20 protein-coding genes are annotated in these 22,816 nt (G+C 61.6%); 12 read left to right on the plus strand and 8 right to left on the minus strand.

Translation table 11 applies throughout. From position 1 onward, the window contains the following. The first annotated feature begins 7 nt into the window (after positions 1 to 7). The 8 genes from J3L12_RS07285 to J3L12_RS07320 all read left to right on the plus strand — a co-directional run bounded on the left by J3L12_RS07285 (position 8) and on the right by J3L12_RS07320 (position 8,052). The gene (locus J3L12_RS07285; RefSeq protein ID WP_208014386.1) at positions 8 to 2,002 is read left to right on the plus strand and encodes a GGDEF domain-containing phosphodiesterase; all 1,995 of its coding nucleotides are present in this window, start codon (positions 8 to 10) and stop codon (positions 2,000 to 2,002) included. A 21-nt stretch (positions 2,003 to 2,023) separates the two neighbouring features. Continuing rightward, positions 2,024 to 2,296 (plus strand): hypothetical protein, encoded by a 273-nt coding sequence (locus J3L12_RS07290; RefSeq protein WP_208014387.1) that lies wholly within the window; start codon positions 2,024 to 2,026, stop codon positions 2,294 to 2,296. 134 nt (positions 2,297 to 2,430) lie between these two features. Continuing rightward, entirely contained in the window at positions 2,431 to 3,456 is a 1,026-nt protein-coding gene (gene rlmN / locus J3L12_RS07295; RefSeq protein ID WP_208014388.1) for a 23S rRNA (adenine(2503)-C(2))-methyltransferase RlmN, read from the plus strand. A gap of 127 nt (positions 3,457 to 3,583) precedes the next feature. Next, positions 3,584 to 4,078, plus strand: a complete 495-nt coding sequence (locus J3L12_RS07300) for an FKBP-type peptidyl-prolyl cis-trans isomerase (protein ID WP_208014389.1) — start codon at positions 3,584 to 3,586, stop codon at positions 4,076 to 4,078. Between the two features lie 269 nt (positions 4,079 to 4,347). Next, the gene (gene rapZ, locus J3L12_RS07305; RefSeq protein WP_208014390.1) at positions 4,348 to 5,178 is read left to right on the plus strand and encodes an RNase adapter RapZ; all 831 of its coding nucleotides are present in this window, start codon (positions 4,348 to 4,350) and stop codon (positions 5,176 to 5,178) included. Positions 5,179 to 5,193: 15 nt separating this feature from the next. Beyond that, positions 5,194 to 6,519, plus strand: a complete 1,326-nt coding sequence (locus J3L12_RS07310; protein ID WP_208014391.1) for a gluconeogenesis factor YvcK family protein — start codon at positions 5,194 to 5,196, stop codon at positions 6,517 to 6,519. A 243-nt stretch (positions 6,520 to 6,762) separates the two neighbouring features. After that, positions 6,763 to 7,449 (plus strand): glucodextranase DOMON-like domain-containing protein, encoded by a 687-nt coding sequence (locus J3L12_RS07315; protein WP_208014392.1) that lies wholly within the window; start codon positions 6,763 to 6,765, stop codon positions 7,447 to 7,449. A 234-nt stretch (positions 7,450 to 7,683) separates the two neighbouring features. After that, positions 7,684 to 8,052: a phage holin family protein gene (locus tag J3L12_RS07320; protein ID WP_208014393.1), complete on the plus strand. Its 369-nt coding sequence runs from the start codon at positions 7,684 to 7,686 to the stop codon at positions 8,050 to 8,052. A 54-nt stretch (positions 8,053 to 8,106) separates the two neighbouring features. Here J3L12_RS07320 and J3L12_RS07325 read toward each other — a convergent pair whose 3' ends face one another. The 3 genes from J3L12_RS07325 to J3L12_RS07335 form a co-directional block, all read right to left on the minus strand. Next, complete coding sequence (locus tag J3L12_RS07325) at positions 8,107 to 8,544, minus strand: CBS domain-containing protein (protein ID WP_208014394.1); 438 nt, start codon at positions 8,542 to 8,544, stop codon at positions 8,107 to 8,109. 144 nt (positions 8,545 to 8,688) lie between these two features. Next, the gene (locus J3L12_RS07330) at positions 8,689 to 9,846 is read right to left on the minus strand and encodes an MFS transporter (protein WP_208014420.1); all 1,158 of its coding nucleotides are present in this window, start codon (positions 9,844 to 9,846) and stop codon (positions 8,689 to 8,691) included. A 281-nt stretch (positions 9,847 to 10,127) separates the two neighbouring features. Next, positions 10,128 to 11,012 carry an SIS domain-containing protein gene (locus J3L12_RS07335; protein WP_208014395.1) on the minus strand — a complete coding sequence of 295 codons (885 nt, stop codon included), beginning with the start codon at positions 11,010 to 11,012 and terminating at the stop codon, positions 10,128 to 10,130. 163 nt (positions 11,013 to 11,175) lie between these two features. Between J3L12_RS07335 and J3L12_RS07340 the strand changes: the two genes are divergently transcribed. Beyond that, a complete protein-coding gene (locus tag J3L12_RS07340; RefSeq protein WP_208014396.1) occupies positions 11,176 to 12,360 on the plus strand; it encodes an MFS transporter in 1,185 nt (394 codons plus the stop codon). Positions 12,361 to 12,555: 195 nt separating this feature from the next. Here J3L12_RS07340 and J3L12_RS07345 read toward each other — a convergent pair whose 3' ends face one another. The 3 genes from J3L12_RS07345 to dnaK form a co-directional block, all read right to left on the minus strand. Continuing rightward, positions 12,556 to 13,428: a DnaJ C-terminal domain-containing protein gene (locus J3L12_RS07345; RefSeq protein WP_208014397.1), complete on the minus strand. Its 873-nt coding sequence runs from the start codon at positions 13,426 to 13,428 to the stop codon at positions 12,556 to 12,558. A 36-nt stretch (positions 13,429 to 13,464) separates the two neighbouring features. Beyond that, positions 13,465 to 13,974: a nucleotide exchange factor GrpE gene (locus J3L12_RS07350; RefSeq protein WP_347708858.1), complete on the minus strand. Its 510-nt coding sequence runs from the start codon at positions 13,972 to 13,974 to the stop codon at positions 13,465 to 13,467. A gap of 120 nt (positions 13,975 to 14,094) precedes the next feature. Then, positions 14,095 to 15,969, minus strand: coding sequence for a molecular chaperone DnaK (gene dnaK, locus J3L12_RS07355; protein ID WP_208014399.1), 1,875 nt, complete (start codon positions 15,967 to 15,969; stop codon positions 14,095 to 14,097). Between the two features lie 463 nt (positions 15,970 to 16,432). Here dnaK and ftsH point away from each other — a divergent pair, with 463 nt between their 5' ends. Both ftsH and J3L12_RS07365 read left to right on the plus strand, forming a co-directional pair. After that, a complete protein-coding gene (ftsH, locus tag J3L12_RS07360; protein ID WP_208014400.1) occupies positions 16,433 to 18,313 on the plus strand; it encodes an ATP-dependent zinc metalloprotease FtsH in 1,881 nt (626 codons plus the stop codon). 85 nt (positions 18,314 to 18,398) lie between these two features. Further along, the gene (locus J3L12_RS07365) at positions 18,399 to 19,571 is read left to right on the plus strand and encodes an alanyl-tRNA editing protein (RefSeq protein ID WP_208014401.1); all 1,173 of its coding nucleotides are present in this window, start codon (positions 18,399 to 18,401) and stop codon (positions 19,569 to 19,571) included. A 1-nt stretch (position 19,572) separates the two neighbouring features. On the opposite strand, the gene J3L12_RS07370 is transcribed toward J3L12_RS07365, so the two are convergent. Continuing rightward, positions 19,573 to 21,777, minus strand: a complete 2,205-nt coding sequence (locus tag J3L12_RS07370; protein WP_208014402.1) for an MMPL family transporter — start codon at positions 21,775 to 21,777, stop codon at positions 19,573 to 19,575. A gap of 223 nt (positions 21,778 to 22,000) precedes the next feature. Between J3L12_RS07370 and J3L12_RS07375 the strand changes: the two genes are divergently transcribed. Then, on the plus strand, positions 22,001 to 22,261 hold the full coding sequence (locus tag J3L12_RS07375) for a hypothetical protein (RefSeq protein WP_208014403.1): 261 nt from the start codon (positions 22,001 to 22,003) through the stop codon (positions 22,259 to 22,261). A gap of 197 nt (positions 22,262 to 22,458) precedes the next feature. On the opposite strand, the gene J3L12_RS07380 is transcribed toward J3L12_RS07375, so the two are convergent. Then, positions 22,459 to 22,809 (minus strand): P-II family nitrogen regulator, encoded by a 351-nt coding sequence (locus tag J3L12_RS07380; RefSeq protein ID WP_119342316.1) that lies wholly within the window; start codon positions 22,807 to 22,809, stop codon positions 22,459 to 22,461. Positions 22,810 to 22,816 lie beyond the last annotated feature (7 nt).

The raw sequence follows: 22,816 nt of genomic DNA on the forward strand, positions 1-22,816 counted from the left end.
ACATTCGGTGAATGAGGTTAGCTGGAAGCTATTTGCGCCGCTCTCGATTGAAGGGGCCACGCTCTTGATCGAACATCAGGATTTGCCCTCGGGCATGGCCGTGCGCCTGGGAGGGGCTGGGGGCGTGGTGCTCAAACCCCAGGAAGCCCAGGAGCTCTTGCTCAACCTGCTTACCGGCGAATCCTGGGTGAGCAGCCGCCTGGTCTGGGCGGCCCCCCGGCTGCACATCGGGCAAAGAGGCTACAATCTGAGCGAACGGGCCAAGCTGGCCCTGATCGAAGCCTTGCAGTCGCTGTTGGTGGAATCCCAGGGGGTGGCAGTCAACCCCATGCCCAAGGAAACCTGGCAGCGCTCACTCCTGGAGATCACCCAGCAGCGCTTTGCCAGCGTAGAGGAAGCCCTGCCCAAGCTGGGGGAGGTTCTGATTTCCCTGGGCTTCAAGGGCATCTGCTTGTGGCTACGCGACAGCAACGAGCGCACCCTGAAACTGGTCGGCCAGTACCCCGAAGCCTCCCCGCCCGAAGACCTCCTGCCCGAGCGACACGTTGTATATTTCCAGGTGCTGGAGCGCAACCTGCTCATTGCCGCCGACGATGCCCGTCAGGACGCCCGCATGACCGAACTGCGCGACATCCTGATCAGCCGTGGGCTGGGCGCGGTCTTGCAGGTGGTCTTCCACGGCGAAAGCGGTCTGCGGGGGGTGATGTGGATCGAGAGCATCCAACCCCGCAAATGGAGCAACGCCGACGAGACCCTGGCCCTGGCCATGGCCCAGGTCATCGAGCGCATTCTGCGTCCCCTCAAGGACGACCTCAAAATCCAGACCCCCGAGCGCAAGTCGCTGGCGGTCAAGCGCAGCGAGTTTGAAATCAACCTGGCCCAGGCCCTCTCGCTGGCCCAGCGGCACGGGCGTTCGCTGGCCCTGATGCGCATCCGGGTCGAGGGGATGAACAAGGCCCAGACCGAGCAGGCCGCCCGCGAGATTGCCTACACCCTGCGCCAGAGCGACTCACTTGCGTACCTGGGCGACCAGGGCTTTGCCCTGCTGCTTTCCGAGGTGCGCTGGACGGCAGGGGCCAGCCGGGTAGCCCACCGCTTGCTGGGCCGTCTGCGGGCCGCGCTGGCAGGGCTCAAGGTGGGCATTGGCATTGCCATGTATCCCCAGGACGCCACCTCGATGGAGGGGCTTTGGGATCAGGCTGAGCAAGCCTGCCAGAAGGCCCTCGAGACCGGCGGCGGCATCCGCCTCCTGACCCCCGGCGCGTCCGAGTTGCAAGAGGCCCTCTCGCAAGACGGTCTGACCCTGCACTTCCAGCCAATCTTCAACCTGAGCGACCTCGAGCTCGTAGCGGTCGAGGCCCTGGTTCGCTGGCCCAAACCCAAGGGGCTGCACCAGGCCGGGGAGTTTCTGCCCCTGGCCGAACAGGTCGGCCTGATGAGCGTCCAGGATCGCTGGGCCCTCGACAAAGTGCTCGACCAGGCCGCTCTCTGGAAGCCCTCCGGGGTCAACGCCCGCTTTAGCGTGAACATCTCCTCCGAAACCCTGGTAGACCCCAACTTCCCCACCGTCTTGCAGGAGATGTTCTCGGCCAAGCGCCTGCCCACCGACATCATCATCATCGAGCTGCGTGAGGAGGCCATCCTGAGCGACCTCGAGACCGCCAGCCGTAGCCTCGAGATCCTCAAGCACCTGGGGGTCTCCATCGCCCTCGACAACTTTGGCACCAACCCCCTCCCGCTCACCCAGCTCAAACGCCTGCCGCTCGACTGGATCAAACTCAACCCGGCCCTCTCCTCCTCCGAGAACGCCTCCTTGGCCAAAGCGGCCATAGACATGGTGCACGCCGTCGGCACCAAAGCGGTGGCCAAGGGCCTGGAAGAGCAGTCCCAGCTCACCCGCATGAAGGAACTGGGCGCCGACTACGGCCAGGGCCACATCCTGGGCTGGCCCGTCCCCGCCGAGGATCTGGGGGCCCTGCTGGTGTGGGGCATCGGCACCTGAACATCTGCTACCATTGACCCTGTGACCGAAGGTGCCGTGCTGGTGCTGCGGCTGCTGCTGTGGCTGCTGCCCGGCCTCTTGATGTTTCTGGCTGTGCGTGGTTTTCTGGCCGGGCGCTTCCGCGTGGCTTTGGGCCTGTTGATAGGCGGGGTGCTGGCCGCCCTGCTGGTCAAGCCCTTTCCGGTGGGTTTTGCCTTCTGGCTGATTGGCGGGCTGGCCGGACTGGGCGGGGGGCGCAACCCCAGGTATGCCCGTGAGCTGCGCGAGCGTATCGAAGAACAGCAAAGGCGTTAGCGTTCTAAACCCGGCTTTTCTGGCCCCGATTAATCTTGCCAAAAACCCAAGGCCAAAGCACCCCCCATTGCTCCGTCGCCCAAAGGTGACCCGGCGCCCGACCCGGGCATGGGAGCTCGCTATACTGAAGCGTTATGGCACTGCAAGACAAAACCTCGCTGCTATCCCTGCCTCTCGAGGCACTCCCGGGCGAGGGCTACCGCGCGCGACAACTGGCGGGCTGGCTCTACCAGAAGGGAGCCCGGCAGTGGGATGAGATGACCGACCTGCCCAAAGCCCTCCGCAGCGAGTGGGCCGAGCGCTTCCGCATCTCGGAGGTGGCCGAGGTAATGCCCTACCCAAGCCAGGACGGCTCGGTAAAGTACCTCTATACCCTGCTCGACGGCCAGAAAACCGAGGCCGTGTACATGCCCTACCTCAACCGCAAAACCATTTGTATCTCCAGCATGGTGGGCTGCCCGGCAGGCTGCACCTTCTGCGCGACCGGAAGGATGGGCTTTGGACGCAACCTCACGGCGGCGGAGATTCTGGATCAGATTCTGTGGGCTGCCCACCATCAGGGGCACGCCCCCCGCGAGATTCGCAATGTGGTGCTGATGGGCATGGGCGAGCCGCTTTTGAATGTGGAGAACGTATTTGCGGCCATCGAGCGGATGCTGCACCCCCAGGGGCTGGCCATGAGCCCGCGCCGCATTACCCTTTCCACCGTGGGGATTCCACGGGGTATCTACAGACTGGCCGAGTCGGGGCTGGGGGTGCGCCTGGCCCTCTCGCTCCACGCCCCCGACGACGAAACCCGTCAGCAGATCATCCCCACCGCCCACCGCTACCGCATTGGCGAAATTATGGAAGCCGTGCGGCACTACTACGCCCAGACGGGGCGCCGGGTCACGCTGGAATACACCCTGCTGCGGGGCGTCAACGACCATGACTGGCAGGCCCGTGCGCTGGCCGGGCTCTTCAAGGGCCTCAGCGTCCACATGAACCTGATTCCCTGGAACCCCTGGGAGGGCGCCCCCCACCAGGGCACCCCCAAAGCGCAGATTCTCAAGTTTGCGGCTACCCTCGAGCAGCAGGGCATCCCTACTTCGGTGCGCTGGAGCCGGGGGCGGGATGTGGGGGCCGCCTGTGGGCAGCTCGCCCTAAAGCAACCCGCTTGAAAAAGGTTGTATGTCCCAGGCCCGCCTACTTCGAGCTTTATGGCACCTCGAGGGCAGCTTCAAAAGAGCCAGCCCGGGTTTACTCCCCTAACGGCTTTCATGCAAAACCCATACAATGGGCGGCGGTATGAACCGGAATCTCATTCTCATTGTCGCTGCTGTGTTGGCTCTACTGGGCATAGGTGCCTATTTGCTATTGGGGCAACGCTCCGGCGGTCAGGCCAGCGTGGGCAGCGGAACCCTTTGCGCCAACCAGCCCCCAGCCGCCACCGGCCTCTCCAACGAGGGCGTTACCTCCCTCCGCATTGAAGACCTCAAGGAAGGCAGCGGCCCCCAGGCCATCACCTCCAACACCGTGCGAATGCAGTACATTGGGCGTTTGGTGGACGGCAAGCAGTTCGACACCTCCTGCCAGCCGGGCCGCACCCCCTTCGAGTTCACCCTGGGGGCCGGTCAGGTAATCCCCGGCTGGGACTCGGGCATCGTGGGGATGCGCGTTGGCGGTCAGCGCCGCCTGATTATCCCCGCCAACCTGGCCTATGGCGACCGCAGCCCCAGCCCGGACATTCCCCCCAACTCGGCGCTGATATTTGATGTGGAACTCCTGGAAATCCGCAATTAATCGCAAGTCCACATAGAGCGGTTTTTTTGAAAGAATACCGCAGCCCTTTGGAACCGTTTCGCAATGCCCTCTGTGAGGAGCAGCGCACTGATGGCTCGTGGGTGCCGCCAAAAGCCCACAGGTTTTTGGCCATCGGCCCTGGGCTTTCGGCCGAAAAAGTGAACATTGCGCCACCCGACCCGCAGGTATACTGATCAGGTGAGCTTGCCTGGGTCTTGGGCAAACCCTGTTTCCAATCTCAAGCAACGAACCTTAATGTGGAGAGGCCGATGCGGTTTGTGGTGCTAAGTGGACAGAGCGGCGCCGGGCTCACCTCGGCGCGGATGGCCCTGGAAGACCTGGGCTACTTTTCCGTAGACAATATTCCGCCCCAGCTCTGGGGCGACCTGCTCAAAACCGTGGAGGCTCGAGACATCCACAAGGTGGTGGTGGTACTGGACATCCGGGCCCGCGATCTGTTGGGTGATGTGGAAACAATACTGAGCCAGCTTAAGCCTTTCATCATCTACCTCGAGGCCAAATCGGACATCCTGCTCAAGCGCTACAACCTTTCGCGCCGCCTCCACCCCCTGGGCATGGGCAACCTGCTACGTGAAATTGAAGAAGAACGCCTGGCCCTGGCCCCCCTGCGCGACCGGGCCGACCTGGTGATTGACACCTCCGAGCGCACCCCCCGCCAGCTCAAAGAGGCCCTCGAGGCCGCCCTGGGCGAAGAAGAGGGCTTCCTGCTGCGGATTTTCTCCTTCGGCTTCAAGTGGGGCCCCCCACAGGACGCCGACCTGGTACTGGATGTACGCTCGCTGCCCAACCCGCACTACGACCCCGTTCTTAAATCGCGTCCCGGTACCGATCCCGAGGTGGCCGCTTATGTCTTCGCCGATAAAAAGAACGAGCCCTTCTACCGCACCCTGCTGGCTACCATCGGGCTTTCGGCGGAAGGCGCCCGCGCAACCGGGCGGGCCGCATACACGGTAGCCATCGGCTGTACAGGAGGGCAGCACCGCAGCGTAGCGGTTGCCGAGCGGCTAGCCCAGGAGCTCTCCGGGCGTTTTCGGGTGGAGCTGGAGCACCGCGACTTGGAAAAGGCCATGGTTGCCTGAGCGAGGCCACCGAACATGATCTGGAACAAGGCCAAACGACCCAGTCTCCGTACGCTCGCCCAGGGGCTGCGAACCAACCCTGCCGATGACCGTTTCCTCAGCACCCTGCGCTGGCTGCTGCCGGGTATGCGGGTTAAGCGGTATGCCCTGCTGGCCGCCCTGGGAATGCTGTGCATGTTTACCGGGGTGGTGCATCTCTCCTGGCAAACCACGCTCCTGCCCTGGTTTTTGCAGACCACCCGCTGGGCTGGTTACTTCTCCATCCCGCTGTGGGTCTCGGGGGGGCTTTGGCTCCTGGGGGGGCTCATTCTTTTCCTGCTGGGTTTGCGCTGGATGAACCGCAGCATGCTCTCGGCCATCACCGACCCCGGCTCGGTCTCCAAGCAGGTTTACATCCGCCGGAAGCTCGAGGCCGGCCCGCGCATTGTGGCGCTTGGCGGGGGCACGGGGCTTTCCAGGGTACTGCGCGGCCTCAAGATGGAAACCGCCAACCTCACAGCGGTTGTGGCGGTTACCGACGACGGCGGCTCCACGGGGCGGCTACGGGTTTCCTTTGGGGTTCCGGCGGTAGGCGACCTGGTAGACTGCCTGGCCGCCCTTTCCGACGCCGAGGGCCTGCCCGACCTGATGGAGTACCGCTTTGAACGTGGTGACGAACTCAAGGGCCACACCTTCGGCAACCTGATGCTGGTCTCGCTCTCCGAACTCAACAACGACTTCGCCAAGGCTATGCGTCAGGCCAACCAGGTGCTAAGACTCCGCGGAGCGGTCTGGCCCGCGACCTTTGAGGCCGCCCGGCTCTGGGCCGAGCGCGAGGATGGCACTCGGGTCCAGGGGGAAACCGCCCTGCGCGAAAAATCCGGGCGCATCCGCAAGGTCGGGCTGGCCCCCATTGGGGTAGCGGCCATGCCCGAAGCCGTCCATGCCCTGCAAAAAGCCGAGATGATCGTGTTGGGGCCGGGTAGCCTCTACTCCAGCGTCATCCCTAGCTTGCTGCCCAAGGGCATCCAGGTAGCCATCCAGCAGTCCCCGGCCAGGCTGGTTTACATCGTCAACATCATGAGCGAGCGGGGCGAGACCGAAGGCATGGATGCCTACGACCATTTTCAGGCCGTAGCACAGCACCTGGGCCGCCAACCCAACGTGGTGCTGGTTAACAATGCCCGCATTCCCGAGGATCTGCTCAAGCGCTACCGGGCCGAGGGCCAGACGCCGGTACGCTTCAACCCCAAGCGCTTCGAGGGCCTGGGGGTGCAGATTGTGGCCGGAGACTTTTTGGAGCCCGGTTTTGCCCAGCACGACCCCATCCGCCTGGTGAAGGCCCTGATGTCCTTGCGGTAAAAACCCCTTGATGTAGCGCCCCAGACAGGGTAGGGTGTGGGCTTGTGGGCCGCCAGGCGCTTCGGTAGGCTTATTACAAGCAGTTAGTCAAGCATGTGGGTGCATCCTGTTTGAAACAGCTTTGAAGACGGGCCTTGGGGGTATGACCAAACTCGAGGCGCATCTTAGTGGCCCGCCCAATCTCTACATTTCAAGTTCATACATCGCTGGCACTGTTGGGTATTGCAGGGAAACCCATCCGCCATGATCCCTCTTCTCTTCTCCGATCCGGTAGGCGACGACTACGGCCTGGGCTATGCCTACCCGCGTACCGCCCTGTTTACTGAGGCTGGCTTTGCCGACCTGACCGGCTTTGAAGCCCTTCGCAAGGGGGAACAGGTGGTTTTACGGGTCAGGCTCCATCGCTATCCCAACCCTGGCAACGCTCCCCATGGCTTTTCTCTGGCTACCATAGGCATATATGTCCACACCGAAGCGGGAGGCAACGAGGAACTCCCCGGTGCAGGCTTCAAAACCCCCCCAGGACAGGGTTGGAACTGGGCCTACCTGCTCACCGGTTGGAAAGCCGAAGAATACCGTCCAGATGGAACCGTGCAGGCGGTATCGGTTGCCAGGAATGGCGATTGGCTCGAGCTCTCCCCTAGTCTGCCTCCGGGGGATTATGGCTACTACGTAGCAGTAGGGCTCTACGACCCCTTCACCCCCTGGCACTTTCGCCCGGTACGCCCCGGCGGTGGCACATGGACGATTGATGGCCCGGCAGGCGCGCCCGCTGCGGTGGATGTACTTTCGCAAAGCCAGATCCAGGCTTATCAAAGTAGCCTCTTACCGCCCGTGCATGCTATCCAGAACCGTATTCCCTGGGCCATTCTGAGCGCTGCTCTGGGTGTGCTTTTTATTTTGCTGGCCTTTCGCTTCCCACGAAGATGAGGCCAGGGTCAGGGGGTCAATGGTCTAGAGCCGATGGTCGAGTGTCTGTGGTCGATAGTCCATTGCCGATAGCCAGCATCTCTGTCGCACCTCCACCAAAACAGCACACGATGAGGGCGTGGCTTGCACAATGGCAAAGCCGCTTCACAAATGCCCCCAAAGAGCAGTCAGTACAGCCTCATCACGAAAACCATAGCCCTTACCCAGACATCCCAAAGAGGTGTACCCTGAGCTATGCGCGACCTCCTGCTGCGCTTGGTGCTCAATACCCTGGCTTTGTGGATCGTGACCCAGCTCTACGGTGGCATCTATTTTGCCAGAGGCAGTGGTCTGGGCGATTATCTGCTGTCTGGGCTGATTTTTGGCCTGGCCAATGCCCTGCTTAAGCCCGTGCTGTTGCTGCTTACCCTGCCATTCAACATTCTGACCCTGGGGTTATTTACCCTGGTCGTCAACGCCGTGATTTTGTCAATCGTGGCCAGTCTAACCCCCCTGGATGTGCGAGGGTTTGGCGGCGCTTTGATTGGAGCCCTCCTGCTCTCAGTTATCAGCTTTGGGCTCAACCTGCTCATTGGGCCTTCAGAGGGGCACAGGGCAAGGTGAGCTGGAAGCGCAAAAAAGGAGGCTGGGCCTTTGCTTGGCTTTCACTCCAACACCTCAGCGTGAGCCGGTGATGTAGCTTTCCAACTCGGCAATCATGAACTCCTGCTGGGTCATGATGGCTTTCACCACGTCGCCAATGGAAATAACACCAACTAGCCTACCGTCCTCTATCACCGGTAGATGGCGTACCCGGTTGCCGGTCATCAGGTTCATACAATCGGCTACGGTGGCATCGGGCGTAATGGTGATGAGGTCGTCGGTCATGACCTCACCCACCAGGGTATCTTTGGAAATGCGACCCATCAGAACAATCTTGCGGGCGTAATCGCGCTCGGAGAAGATACCTACCAGTTGGTTGCCGTTCATCACCATGAGGGCTCCCACGTCGTAAGCAGCCATGCGCTCGAGCGCCTCAAAAACCGTAGCGTCCGCCGAAATCGCATGAACCATACTGCCCTTGGCCTGGAGCAATTGCCGTACCGTGCTGGTCATCCCACACCTCCCAAAAGCTGTTTTTACAGACTGGGCCTCGAGGCCCAAGTCGGGTTCAGCAGGGCAAAAACCACCCTATCCGCCCTATCAGCTCTGAACGTACTGACTATTTTAGCTTGTTTAGCCCACAATCGAAATAGCCACCTACGAATTCCCCCTCACCGCCCTATCCAGGTCGGGCTGGGCTTCGCGCACCGCCAGCGACAGGGTCAGGGCGGGTATCAGCAACAATCCCAGCACGCTCAAGCTCTCCAGCACCCCAAAGCGCTCGATGATGGGCCCCACCGCCCCGTAGAGCAGCCCGGCAAACCCCCAGGTGAAGCCCATCAAAAGCCCCGAGACCGTGGCCATCTGGCGCGGTTCATGCTCCTGGGCCATCGTGACCGCCACCGGCACGCCCGCGTTCATCAGGGCGCCCGTAACGGCCAGCAAGGCCGCGTAAAACCAGTTTTCTGGGGGCACTACCAGCAAGGCGATGTAAAGGGGAATTGCAAAGAGCATGGTGCCCACCAGCACGTTGCGTCGCCCCAGCCGATCCGACAGGGTTCCGCCCAAAAAAGCGCCAACGGTAGCCGAAATGCTGTAGATAGAAAGCGTCAGGGCCACCTGAGCATCAGAAATGCCGCGCTGGGCAAACCAGAAGGGGATGGTGGTCGAGAAGCTCATAAACACAATGCTGCGGAGGGTCGAGACGGCCCACAAACGGGCCACATGTCCGCGAAACACCCGCTGCAAGTCCCTAAAAGACGAGGGTTTGGTTTGCAGTCGGGTGGGGGGAGCCTGGCGTAGCAGCAAAAAAGCAGGCACCAGGGCCAGGGGAATGAACCAGGCCAGGGTTTGCAATCCCCCCTGGTTTACTGCGGTGAGCGAGACGATGGGGCCCAGCGAGAGGCCCACGTAGCCCCCCGTGCCAAAGAAGCTCATCCAGAAGCCGCGCCGGGCCGGGTCGGCATACTGCCCCACCAGGGCGGCCCCCGCCGAGTGAAACAGCGCCGAACCCAGCCCCGACAAAGCCAGTACCACCCCCGCCACCCAGAGGTTGGGGAAAAACCCCAGCAGGCCACCCCCCAAAGCCATCAACAGCGGTCCCATTGCAGCCAAAACGCGGCGATCATACCGGTCAGCCACCAGCCCGGCCAGCGGTTGCAGTAAGCTGCCGGTGAGGGATTGCAAGGCCACCAAGAGCGAAACCGCCCCGTAGCTCACGCCAAAAGCCGTCTGGAGTTTGGGTAGCAAGGGGGTCAGAAATGCACCGAATAAGTCGTTGGTGGCGTGAAGCCAGGAGAGCAAGAAGGGCAGCACCCCAAGAGCATACGCTGACCGGCGGGTCAGGAAAAGCGACCTGAGAATCAAAGACCTCCAGGTGTATTGTCACGGGTCGGAAGTCCCAGGTCTCAGGTGGAAAGTCTGCCCAGGGGCTGAGCTCCGTAAGTTGCAACAAGTGTCGAGCTGCTCGTTTCGCTATGTGGCGGGTTGGGCCTACAGCAAATTTGCTTATGGGTTATAGATCACATCATCTGCTTGGAGCTTTGTGCTTTCGGCTTTTGGCTATCGTCCATTGACCATGAGCTATCGACCTGTTTTCAAGTTGCCTGTCTCAGATTGTCCAGCACCTCCCAGTCACCCGGCTCCACCCCGTACAGCAGGGCCAGATAGTAGCTGGCCCAGGCCATGCGGTACCAGTAGCAAAGGGCTTTGGCCAGGGTGCCTTCGGCTTCGGGCTCGGGGAGTTCGATCAGGGTATCTACGCGGTTTTCCAAAATTTCCTGGGCGTAGCGCTTGCGCTCGTCGTCGCCTACCAGCACCGCAGCAATGGGGTCGCCTTGCTCGTGACGGGCCTCGAGGCCTGTCACAAAGAACTCCAGCGCCGAGGGGGGAGGGGTAAAAGAGAGGCTCTTACCAATACGGCCAAAGATTTGTTGCAGGGCCTGGCCCAGGCCCGGATAGTGCTCGGGAACCACCCACATGGGGGTACGCTCCAGCAGCGAGTAGGCCAGAAACTTGGCCGGGTTTTTGCTCAGGCCCACCTCGGGGCGCAGCCGCTCACGCTCCAGGAGCAACGCCTGGTCTATGCGGGCCATCTCAGCTTGCTGACCCGTGGCCAGCAACAAAAAACGCAAATAGCGGTAGGTGGAAAGGGGGTGAGCCAGCACCTCCACCTCAACGTTTTCTCTAAAACCCAGCCGAACAATTTCCGCGCCGCTCACCGAAGCATAGAGTCCGGCTCCGGCAGCGCCGCCGAAATCGTAGCCTCCCTCGAGCACAAACTGTGTACCGGTAGCGGTAAGCTCCTGGGCAAAGTCACGGGCAAGCTGCGCCGCCCACCACCCCTCCCCAAACCCCACCACCCCATAAGGCGGCGCGTAGCGAGCCTGGGGCACCGGCCCGCTGCCCACCAAATCGCGCAAATCGAAGGCCAGGCCCAGGCGGTCGGCCAGGTAGGTTTCCTGTGAGTCGAGGTCGCGCATTCATCCCAGTTTACTGGCCTGCCAGCCCCCAAAAGAGTCTTTAGGGCTTGACCAGCCGGTTCCAACCGATCCGCGCCTTTACAACCCTCGTACCGCACAGGTGGCCTGCATGTGGTTTCAGGATTTCGCGCCTGATGAGTAAATACGGTAGCCTAAGCCTCGCATGTCGCCCTGGTCTGTCCTCACCGCCGCCATGACTGCCGGAACTGCCGTTTCGCTTATCGGGCAGGCCTACCCCACGCTGGCCCCTTTTATCCGTGCCGATCTGGGGCTTTCCCTGGCAGCAGTGGGCCTGCTCAATACCTTTATCTACATCGGCACCATGCTGGGCTCGCTGCCTTCGGGCTGGCTCACCGACAAGCTCGGCAGCCGCACGGTAATGATTGTCGGAACCCTCGCAGGAGCGAGCTTGGCGGTTGCCATTGCGCTACTGGCCCAATCCCAGTGGATGTTTATTCCGCTTTTGTTCCTGGTTGGGTTGGTGGTCGCCTCGGCCACCCCGGCGGGCGCACAGGCAGTCGCCCAATCGTTTCCACCCGAACGGCGCGGGCTGGTGATTGGGTTGCGCCAGATGGCGGTTCCCCTGGGGGGTGCACTGGCAGCGGCCATTCTGCCCGCCGTGGCCCATTTCGCTGGCTGGCGCTGGGCTTCGGTGGTTGCAGCCCTCATCGCGGTAGTGGCGGCCCTGGTAGCAGCCCGGCTCTACTACGAAAGCCTACCCTCCAAAGCCGCGCCCAGGGGTGCCCATCCAGCGCTCACCCAGGTGCTACGCGAACGCAACATCCTGCTGGCAGCCATCGCGGGGGTCACCTTGCCCACCGGGCAGTTTGTGATGATCACCTACCTGATTCTGTTCCTCAAAGAGCGGTATGGGGTTCCCGAACTCACCGGAGCCGCCCTCCTGACCGCAGCCCAGTTTGCCGGGGCTTTTAGCCGGGTGTTCTGGTCGTGGTTATCGGACCAAATGGGCGGACAGCGCAAGCCCTTGTTGGTGATGATGGTGGGGCTGGCCGGGTTAAGCGCGCTGGTGCTGGCCTGGCTTCCATCCGGCACACCCCTGTTGCTCAAGGCTTTGATCGTGGTGCTGTACGGAGCCACCGCCCTGGGCTGGCAAGGACTGCATTTTTCACTCTTGACCGAACTCTCTCCCCCTGGCTGGGAAGGCCGGGTAGTAGGGTTCGGCCTGCTTTTTACTTCGATTGGCATCGCCTCTGCACCCCCCCTGTTTGGCTTGCTGGTAGATTTCAGCAACAACTACGCCCTGGGCTGGATTGCCCAGGCAGCCGTTTTTGGGATTGGGGCTTTGTTGCTCTCCAACGTCGTAGAGCGGCCCCGCAACCAGGTTTAGAAGAGGTCGCGGAAAGCACCTGACAGTGCTCACCCTGGCTTCAGCCGAATACTCGTTGTTCAGCAATGCACGAGATGGGAGTGGTTGACAGTAGGTAGGTTACGGATTTCAAACGCCTTGCCCTACCCTCTAACCCCTGTCCCCTACTCCACCGTGCCCACGATATGCAAAAGGCTCAGAAAAAATGGTCTAAATCTACCGAACCTTCAGCAACTCGGCCAGTTGAGCGTACAAGCGCTCTTCTTCGGGGCTTGGACTGGTCGGAATGGTGATGCGAATTTCGGCGTACTGGTCTCCCCGGCTCTTGTCCTTGCGGGGCCAGCCCTTACCCGCCAGGCGCAGCTTACGCCCAGCCTGGGTACGTTTGGGAATGGTCATTTCGACGGGGCCATCGAGGGTTTGCACCCGCACCTTGCCGCCCACCACGGCAATGGGCGCGGGCACCTCCACCACGGTGTGGAGGTCGTCGCCTTCCAAGCGCATCTCGGGCCGGGATTGCAGCCTGATGTGCAGGTACAGGTCGCCCCCGGCGCGGCCCTTTCCGGCCAGGCGAATTTTCTGGCCCTCCCGCACCCCCGGCGGAATCCGCACGGTAATACGCTCGGGGCCAATAGAGATGGTTTTTTCGCCACCCCGGTAGGCTTCCTCCAGGGCCAGGGGGAGTTCGGCTTCCAGATCGCCTGCTACCCGGCCTGGCACCGCCTCGAATAAGTCGCCAAACCCTCCGAAACCACCCCGACCCCCCAGGTTGCCGAAGAGTTGTTGGAAGAAGTCTGAAAAATCGCCCACATTGCCGCTAAAACCACCGAACCCACCCTGCCCCGGTGGGGGGCCCTGCCAGTGTCCGCTTCCGGCTGCCGAGCCGTAGGTATCGTAGAACCTGCGCTTTTCCGGGTCGGACAAAACCGTGTAGGCTTCGTTGATTTCTTTGAACTTGTCCTCGGCCCCCGGCTCTTTGCTAACGTCGGGGTGGTACTTGCGGGCCAGCTTCTTGAACGCCTTCTTGATTTCGTCCTCAGAGGCGTTTTTAGAGACCCCGAGAATTTTGTAATAGTCCTTGTAGGCCATAGCTAGCTGAGAGCCGAGCCCAGAGGGCAGAGGGTCTTAGTTCTTCTCGCTCTTTGCGCTCTGCTCGCTCTCTGCCTCCTTTACACCATTTCCTACTACCACCCGCGCGGGCCGCACCAGCAGGTCGCCATACCTGAAGCCCTGCTGATACACATGCATCACCTTGCCTTCATCGCCTTCGACTGCACCGATGGCCTCGTGGTAGCGTGGGTCAAAATCGGAACCCACCCCCGGCACACCCTCCACCCCCAGGCTTTTCAGGTTGCGGGTGAAGTTTTCCAGAACGGTCTTGACCCCGGGGATCAGGTCTTCTGGCTTAACGCTGGCAAAGCCCAGGGCCCGCTCGAGGTCGTCCAGCGTCCCCAGTAGCGAGCGCACCGCCTCGAATTTGCCATTGCGCTGGGCGGCTTCCAGCTCGTGAGCCATGCGCTTCTTGTAGTTTTCGAAGTCGGCATAAAGGCGCAGGAACTTGTTTTTGGAAGCCTCGAGCTCGGCCTTCAAAAACTCCACCTCGCCTTTAAGCTGATCCAGCTCGGAGGGTTCCACCGGTGTTGGCTCCACAGTGGATTCGGTTGTGTTTTTTTCGTTTTCCATCGTCAAACCTCGGCAGAACCGGGGAAAACCAGGGCAGGAAATGCGAGCATTCCCCACCCTGCCTAAAGAACTTTAGTCGGCTGGTTTGTAGTCCGCATCAATCACATCGTCGGACTTCTGCGCACTGCTCTGGGCTCCACTTGCGCCGGCGCTCGAGGTCGCCCCCTGCTCGTAGGCCTGCAAGGCTGCCAGCAGTTCCTCGGTGGCGCTGCGCAAATCGGCATCCGAACCATCGGTATCTACCAGGGTCTTGGCCTTGCTCACCGCAGCTTCCAGACGGCTCCTGGCCTCGGGGGTGCTTTGCTTTTCGTTCATCACCCGCTCGGCCTGGATGCGGGCGGTGTCGAGGTTGTTCTTGAGGTCGGCGTGTTCCTTGCGCTTGCGGTCGGCCTCGGCGTTGGCCTCGGCTTCCTTCACCATGCGCTCAATCTCCTGCTCGGAGAGGGTGGTGGTGTTCTGGATGGTAATGGAGGCTTCCTTGCCGGTGGATTTCTCCCTGGCGGTAGCGTGCAGGATGCCGTTGGCGTCAATATCGAAGGTGACCTCGATCTGGGGCGTCCCCGCAGGCATGGGCGGGATGCCATCCAGGCGGAAGCGGCCCAGGCTCTTGTTATCGGCAGCCATGGGGCGCTCTCCTTGTAGCACGTGAATCTCTACCGAGGGCTGGTTGTGTTCGGCAGTGGTGAAGATCTCCGACTTGCGGGTCGGTACGGTGGTGTTGCGCGGAATCAAGACCGTGCAAACCCCACCTTTGGTCTCCACCCCCAGCGAGAGCGGGGTTACGTCAAGCAGCACCACGTCTTCCACATGCCCGGTCAGCACCCCGGCCTGCACGGCAGCCCCCAGGGCCACCACCTCGTCGGGGTTCACGCTACGGTTAGGCTCTTTGCCCAGCATCTCCTTCACAATCTGCTGCACCGCCGGGACGCGGGTCGAGCCCCCCACCAGGAGCACCTCGTCAATCTGGCTGGCATTCAAACCCGCATCGCGCAGGGCCTGCTCGACCGGGCCGCGAATCTTCTTGAGAAGGGGCTGAATGAGCTCTTCGAACTTGGCTCGGGTGAGCTTGCGCTCAAGGTGTAAGGGGGTTTTACTAACCGGATCCAGCCCAATGAAGGGCAGGCTGATGGTGGTCTCGGTGACCGCCGATAGCTCAATTTTGGCCTTCTCGGCGGCCTCAATCAGGCGTTGCAGAGCCTGCCGGTCGGCTTTCAGGTCTACCCCGCCGGACTCTTTCTTAAACTCCTCTACCAGCCAGTTTACAATGGCGTGGTCAAAGTCGGAGCCGCCCAGGTGGGTGTCACCGGCGGTGGACTTCACCTCGAAGACCCCCTCGCCAATCTCGAGCACCGTCACGTCGAAAGTGCCCCCGCCCAGGTCAAAGACCAGCACGGTTTCGTGGCCCTTCTTGTCCAGACCATAAGCCAGCGCGGCGGCAGTGGGCTCGTTGACGATACGCAAGACCTCGAGGCCCGCGATTTTCCCGGCGTTGGCCGTAGCTTCGCGCTGGGAGTTGTTGAAGTAGGCCGGTACGGTGATGACGGCCTTGGTAATCTTCTCACCCAGCTTCTTGCTAGCATCGTCTACCAGCTTGCGCAGCACCATGGCCGAGATTTCCTCAGGGGTGTAGAGCTTGCCCTGAATATCTACCCGCACCCCGCCATCGGGGCCCTTGACGACCTTGTAGGGCACGCGTTTGACCTCGTCCTGCACCTCATCCCAGCTACGCCCGATAAAGCGCTTGATTTCGAATACGGTGCCCTCGGCGTTCAGCACAGCTTGCCGCCGCGCTACCCGGCCTACGAGCTGGTCGCTGCCCTTGTACGCCACCACACTGGGAGTGGTGCGCTCGCCTTCAGCGTTCTCCAGCACCACCGGGCTGCCCCCCTCCATGATGGCGATGACACTGTTGGTGGTTCCTAAGTCAATTCCTACGGCTTTTGCCATATATCCTCCGCTGGCCGCACTAAGCACGGCTCACTGATCTATAGGATAGCTTTTGTCAATCATATAGTCAATAGAGTTGAGTGTAGTTATATCAAGTTCTCGGCTTTTTCAGCCTGGGCCTGGCCATCTCGAGGCCAAGCATCACCATTGGGAATGCCGGTACAGATGTGTCCATTGTGGTTGGGTTACGCAGCTAGGCCACGACCTATGTCGAGCAGAAGCCGTAGCAAACGCCTTTTCGTTCCTCCCTTACGCTGTAGGGGAGGTTAGGTGGGGTTGCTGAGCAGCGTCTTCGTGTAGTCGAGCGGTTGAGGAACCCTCCCCGCCCTCCCTACGCGGTAGGGAGGGAACCAGGGGTCAATCCCTCCGAGAAACCTGGAGGTGTAGGGACATCTCTACGACGGTGCAATACGGTTCTTTTGGCTACCTTTGAATAGGCAATTGGTTGTACGCTAGAAAAACAATGAACCGCCTGCCGTTCAACCTTTGGTTTGTCTTGCTCGTTGCCATTCTGGTGGCCTGGGCCTTTAGCCTGACCGCCCATCAGCAGCCCACCAATCAGGTGGCCTACACCACCTTCCTCAACGAAATTGATCAGGGCCGTGTCGCCAAAATTGCGGTAGATGGACGGCAGCTCAATGTAACCCGACGGGATGACGGCGACCAGTATGTGACGTTCGCCCCTGGCTCAATAGACACCACCACCATCCGCGAGTGGGGCAACAAAAAAATTCAGGTAGAAATTGCCCCACCCCGGCGGGATAATCCTTTGCTGGGCTTTCTGATCCCGATGCTCCTGATTGGCCTGCTGGTAGCCATCTTTTTCTTTTTCTCCCGCAACCGGGGCCCCTCGGGCGACAATGCCTTCAGCTTTACCAAAAGCCGCGCCAAAGTGTTGACCGAAGCCCCCAAAACCAACTTCAAGGACGTGGCGGGCTGCGAGGAAGCCAAGGAAGAACTCAAGGAGATCGTGGAGTTTCTCAAGTCGCCGGCCCGTTTTCACGAGATGGGCGCCCGCATTCCCAAAGGGGTGCTGCTGGTGGGGCCGCCCGGCTCGGGCAAGACCCATATTGCGCGGGCTGTGGCGGGCGAGGCCAAGGTGCCCTTTATTGCTGCTTCGGGCTCGGACTTCGTGGAGATGTTCGTGGGGGTAGGGGCGGCCCGGGTACGCGACCTGTTCGAGACCGCCAAGCGCCACGCCCCTTGCATCATCTTCATTGACGAGATTGACGCCGTGGGCCGCCGCCGCGGCGGCGGGGTGGGGGGTGGCAACGACGAGCGGGAGCAAACCCTCAACCAGCTCCTGGTGGAGCTCGACGGCTTCGAAAAGGAAACCAGCATCATCATTATGGCGGCCACCAATCGCCCCGATGTGCTCGACCCAGCCCTGTTGCGCCCGGGCCGTTTTGACCGGCAGGTAGCCATTGATGCGCCGGACGTAAAGGGGCGTGAACAGATTCTTAAAATTCACGCCAAGGGCAAGCCCCTGGCCGAGGATGTAGACCTGGCCCTACTGGCCAAGCGCACCCCTGGGTTTGTGGGCGCCGATTTGGAAAACCTGCTCAACGAGGCCGCGCTGCTGGCTGCCCGTGATAGCCGCAAGAAAATCACCATGAAAGACCTGGAAGAAGCCGCCGACCGGGTAATCATGGGGCCCGCCAAAAAGAGCATGGTGCTGACGCAAAAAGACCGCGAGGTAACCGCCTACCACGAGGCCGGGCACGCGCTGGCCGCACACTTCCTGGAGCATGCCGATAACGTGCATAAGGTGACCATTGTGCCGCGCGGGCGGGCCATGGGCTTTATGATGCCCAACCGCCAGGACACCCTGCACTGGAGCAAGAAGCGTCTGACCGACCAGATTGCCGTGGCGCTGGCGGGCCGCGCTGCCGAAGAGCTGGTGTTTGACGATGTGACCACCGGGGCCGAGAACGACTTTCGCCAGGCTACTGACTTAGCCCGGCGCATGATTACCGAGTGGGGTATGCACCCCGACTTTGGCATGGTGGCCTATCAGGTGCGCGAGGACACCTATCTGGGCGGCTATGACACCCGCCAGTACTCCGAAGAGACCGCCAAGCGCATTGACGAAGCGGTGCAGAAGTTACTGCAAGAACAACACGACAAGGTGTTTCAGCTACTGACCGAGAAGAGAGATGTACTCGAGCGCGTTACCCAGGCGCTCCTCGAGCGCGAAACCCTGAACGCCGAGGAGTTTGTGCGGGTGGTGGAGGGCAAGACTCTGGAGAGCCTCGAGCCCCCCAGCGAACCGCCCAAGGACAAGGAAGAAAAAGAGCCCCCGCGTATCGTGCCCAAGATTAAGCCCAACCTGGGCGGGGCTTAGGGCACTTGCATGGTTTGCCAAAGCCCTGGGTACTTCAGAAAACCAATCGGCCCCAATAAAAGCCTTTTGCGGAAAGTCTGAAAGAATGCGGCTGTACTGGGAACAACCCTATGCCAGCGAGTTCGAGGCCCGGGTAGTACGGGCCTGGAGCGAGGGCACAAAGCACTATGCAGTGCTGGATCAGACCCTCTTCTACCCCACCGCTGGGGGCCAGGCCTGCGATACCGGCACCCTAAACGGGGTGGCAGTGGTGGAGGTGCTCGAGGATGCCAAGGCCACCGGCAGCGTGATTCACCGGCTGGAAGGCCCCCTCTCCGAAGGACAAAACGTAGTGGGAAAGCTCAACTGGACGCGCCGCTACCGACACATGCAGCGCCACACCGCCGAGCACATGCTGGGGCAGGCATTTTTGCGGGCCGCAGGCTGGAATGTGGTGGCGGTCAACATGGGCAGCCCCGTCTGCACCATGGACTTCGACGGCGAACCCGCCGAGGAAACCGTTCGCCAGGCTGAGGCCCTGGCCAACTGGGCGGTGTATGCCAACACCCCGGTACGCACCTACTTTATTGACCACACCGAGGCCGAGGCCCACGGCCTGCGTCGTTCGCCCAAGGTAACGGGCACCATCCGGGTGGTGGAAATTGAACACTGGGACAAGGTGGCCTGCGGGGGCCTGCACGTGGCCCACACCGGCGAGGCGGGCCCCATCAAAATCACCAAATTCGAGCGCTACAAGGGCGGTACGCGCATCTACTTTGTGGCAGGCTGGGAGGCTCTGGAGCTTTTCGACCAGGAGCACCGCCTGCTCACGCGGCTGGGTGAGCGGTTTAGCTCGGGTCTGCTGGAACTGGAAAAGCCCATCGAGAATATGCGCGGCGAGTGGTACCGGGTACGGGCCGAAAATGCCGCCCTCAAAGACGAGCTGGCCGAGCGCCTCATGCGCGAACTGCTCACCGAGTTCCCCGGTCTGACCATCGGGGCCCTGGTTCCAAACGCCGTGCTGGACATGGTGGGCAAGCGGCTGGCGGAGTGGCCTGGGGTGCTGGCCCTGCTCCTCGCCCAGGCCGAGGACAAAGCCCGTTATGTGCTGCTCAAGCATCCGAGCCGCCACGAAGACTTGCAGGCCCTCTGGGACGCCGTGCTGAAGCCGCTGGGGGCCAGAGGTGGGGGGGCTTTGGTCAAGCTGGGGGTGCTGCCCCTGGCGGCCCTACACCCCGCCCTGGAAGGCTTCCAAAAATACCTGTCCAGCCATTCGTGAACTACGATTCCAGGCTCATCTTGGGCATCATCCGGCGGAGCGACTCCGGCAGCCACCAGTTCCACCGGCCCGCGAGTACCAGCACCGCGGGCACCAGCACCAACCGCACCAGGGTCGCATCCAGCAAGACCGCCACCGCCAGACCCAGTCCGATGGTCTTGTTGGCCACCACCTGCCCAAAGACGAAGGCCGAGAAGACAATAATCATGATCAGGGCCGCACTGGTGATTACCCCGGCGGTGCGCTCGAGGGCATACCGCACCGCCTGGGGGGTATCCAGCCCGGCCAGATGGGCCTCCTGAACGCGGGAGAGCAAAAAGATTTCATAGTCCATCGAGAGGCCAAAAATTACGGCAAAGAGCAGGATGGGGAGCGAGCTATCTATGCCGCCCACATCGGTAGGTGCCCCCACCAGTCCGGCGCCCAGGCCCTCCTGGAAAATGAGGGTAATAACCCCATAAGCCGCCCCCACCGTAAGGGTGTTCATCAAAATGGACTTGAGGGGAATCAAGAGGCTGCGGAAGGCCACCGCCAGCAAAAGAAAAGTGGCCACAAAGACCGTCCCGATGGCTGCTGGCGTGGCCCCCACCAGGGCCTGGGTAAACTCCATGGAGCCCACCGGCGCACCGCCCAGCAGCACCCGCTCGAAGCCCGCGTTCCGGGCTTCCTGCTTGAGCCTGGCATACCACTCGGGAATACGGGGGGCCTGTACGGCATCGCGGGGAATCACCGTCAGGCGCAGGTAGCGGCGGTTCTGGCTCACGTACTGGCTGGAGAGGCCCACCAGCTCGGCAAACCCACCCTGGCTCGAGAGCCGCCCGGCCAGGAAGGGCGAGACCACCAGCCGCACCTCGGGCCAGGCCGAAAGGCGCTGCTCGAGGTCGCGCCAGCGGGCCCGGTTCTCGGGGGTGAAGCCTTCTTCACCCAGATCCAGGAGGATTTCAAAGGCATCCAGGGTGCCCCCCAGCCCCATCTGCCGGATCAGCTCGAGGCCCTTGCGCGACTCCACATTCGGGCCCAACCCAAAAGCCCCGGTATAGCCCAGCTTCATCTGGGTGGCCGGCCAGGCTAGGGCTAAGAGCAGCCCCACCACGGCAAACGCCCACATCCAGGGACGCCGCATCACCACCCCGGCCCAGCGGCCCCAGAAGGGGCTCACCTGCCCACTGCTGGTGGGTTTGAAGGCCAGGCGACGCGGGGAGTTCACCCGCTCGCCCAGCATCGTGAGGATGGCCGGGAGCAAGGTAATCGAGGCCAGCACCGTCAGGGTAATGGACATCACCCCGCCCACCCCCATCGAGCGGATGAAGGTCAGGTCGGGCACCAGCATGGCCCCCATCGCGATGGCCACCACCAGTCCGCTCGAGGCCACCGTCCGCCCGGCGGTCTGGGTAGTGATGGCCGCCGCCGCCTGCGCCGAGCGCCCCGAGGCCAGCTCTTCGCGGAAGCGGTTGACCATCAGCAAGGCGTAGTCAATGCCCGCCCCCAGCGAAAGCATGGTGATCACCGAAAGGGCAAAGCTGCTCACTTCGCCCAAATACGTGAGGAAAAACAAGCAGGCCAGGCCGGTGGTGATGGCCACCACCCCCACCATCAGGGGCAGCCCGGTGGCTACCAGCGCCCCAAAGGCCAGCAAGAGCACCAGCCCGGTCAGGGGCAGGGCCATCAGTTCGCTGCGCTTGACATCGGCTTCCAGCAGGTGCAAGAAGTCCTTGGTGACGGCAGTGGCCCCGGTCACGTAAAAGCGAATCTCGGGGGTCTGGGCTGCCCTGGCCTCGCGCCGCAGGGCCTCGATTACGGCCTCGCCGTTCTCGAGGCGGGTGTCCAGCAAGGTAGCGGTAATCTTGCCGTCGGGGCTTTGTTGTTGCAAGGGGCTCTCCGCATCATAGCGGCTCAGGCGCACCACCCCCTCGAGGCCCTGGATTCGGGCGATTAGCTGGTTGTAAACCGCTCGAAACCGGGGGTCGCTTTCGGGCAGGCTGGACTCGCTCACCAGCACCGTACGGTCTACCGATATTTGGGCAAAATGTTCGGTATAGATTTGCGTGACCTTTTGGGCCTCGCTGTTTTTCACATCACTCGCGTTTGCCGCCAGACGCCCGGGAGCCATGCGAGCCGCCGGAATGGCCAGCAGGACCACCAGGATCCAAACGACAATAACCTGTAGCGGATACCGGGTCACGAAGCGGGCAAGGCGGGCAAACATAGAGCACAACCCCAAACCTGCTCAATATGCTCCTTCCTTCACAAGAAGACAAGAGCAGATGCCGCAATTGGGCCGTCCAACAGCCGGAATACCTAACGATTGGCGTCAAAGCCACTCCCGTTGTTGTGTCTTCCAATCAACGGTCTCAAAGCGGATTCTTGAGATACCCGAAAGAGGCTTGTGCTATGCTCCTGGGCCGATAAGCAAGCGTACAATCGTCGGGATGGACGTTCTGATTGCCGCACTCTTACTCGGCCTGGTGGTTTATTTCCTCTTTCGGGTGCTGCGGGGGGTATTGCCCGCTCGTCTGTGGGCCCGCTTCCGCCCCCTGGGTATGCGCCCAGTGCCCCGCAAGGCCACCGAGAAATGCACGGTCTGCAAGGAGGTACTCAACCCGGCTGAAGTGGCCGCCCTGCGCCAGGGCAGGCGCAAATGCCCTGAAATGGCCCGCTGCCCTTATCAGCGCAGCCGGTGGCTGAACTAGCTGCGACGAACTTTGCAGAAGCACGATCGGTATTTTTTGAAAAAATAGTATGGTCAATAAAACAGGTCTTGCCCACCTGATTTCCGTTACTCCCTTCACAGACGTGACCGCCCCGATGGGCGGCCACTTTGTTGTCCAGGACAAAGGACTCATAGTCCCGGATGCTCGGTTTTTGTGAGAAGACCTCTATTCTTGCCCTACGAAACCGGGGTGACGGCTGCGGTATCCTCCTCGCCGGTGCGGATACGGTACACCTTCTCCACCGGCAGCACGAAAATTTTGCCGTCCCCTACCTCGCCGGTGCGGGCACCCGCCAGAATGGCCCGCACAGTGGGCTCGACAAAGTGGTCGGAGACGCCGATTTCCAGGCGCACCTTTTCCGAGAGCTCCATCTTAACGGTGGTGCCCCGGTAGGTCTCGACCCGCTCGGTCTCGCCGCCGTGACCCTGTACCCGGCTGATCGAAAGGCCCCGCACCTCGGCCTTGAAAAGAGCTTCCAACACATCGTTGAGCTTCTCAGTCCGAACGATGGCCACAATCAGTTTCATCGCAATT

Source organism: Meiothermus sp. CFH 77666, assembly GCF_017497985.1.
Classification (GTDB): Bacteria; Deinococcota; Deinococci; order Deinococcales; family Thermaceae; genus Meiothermus.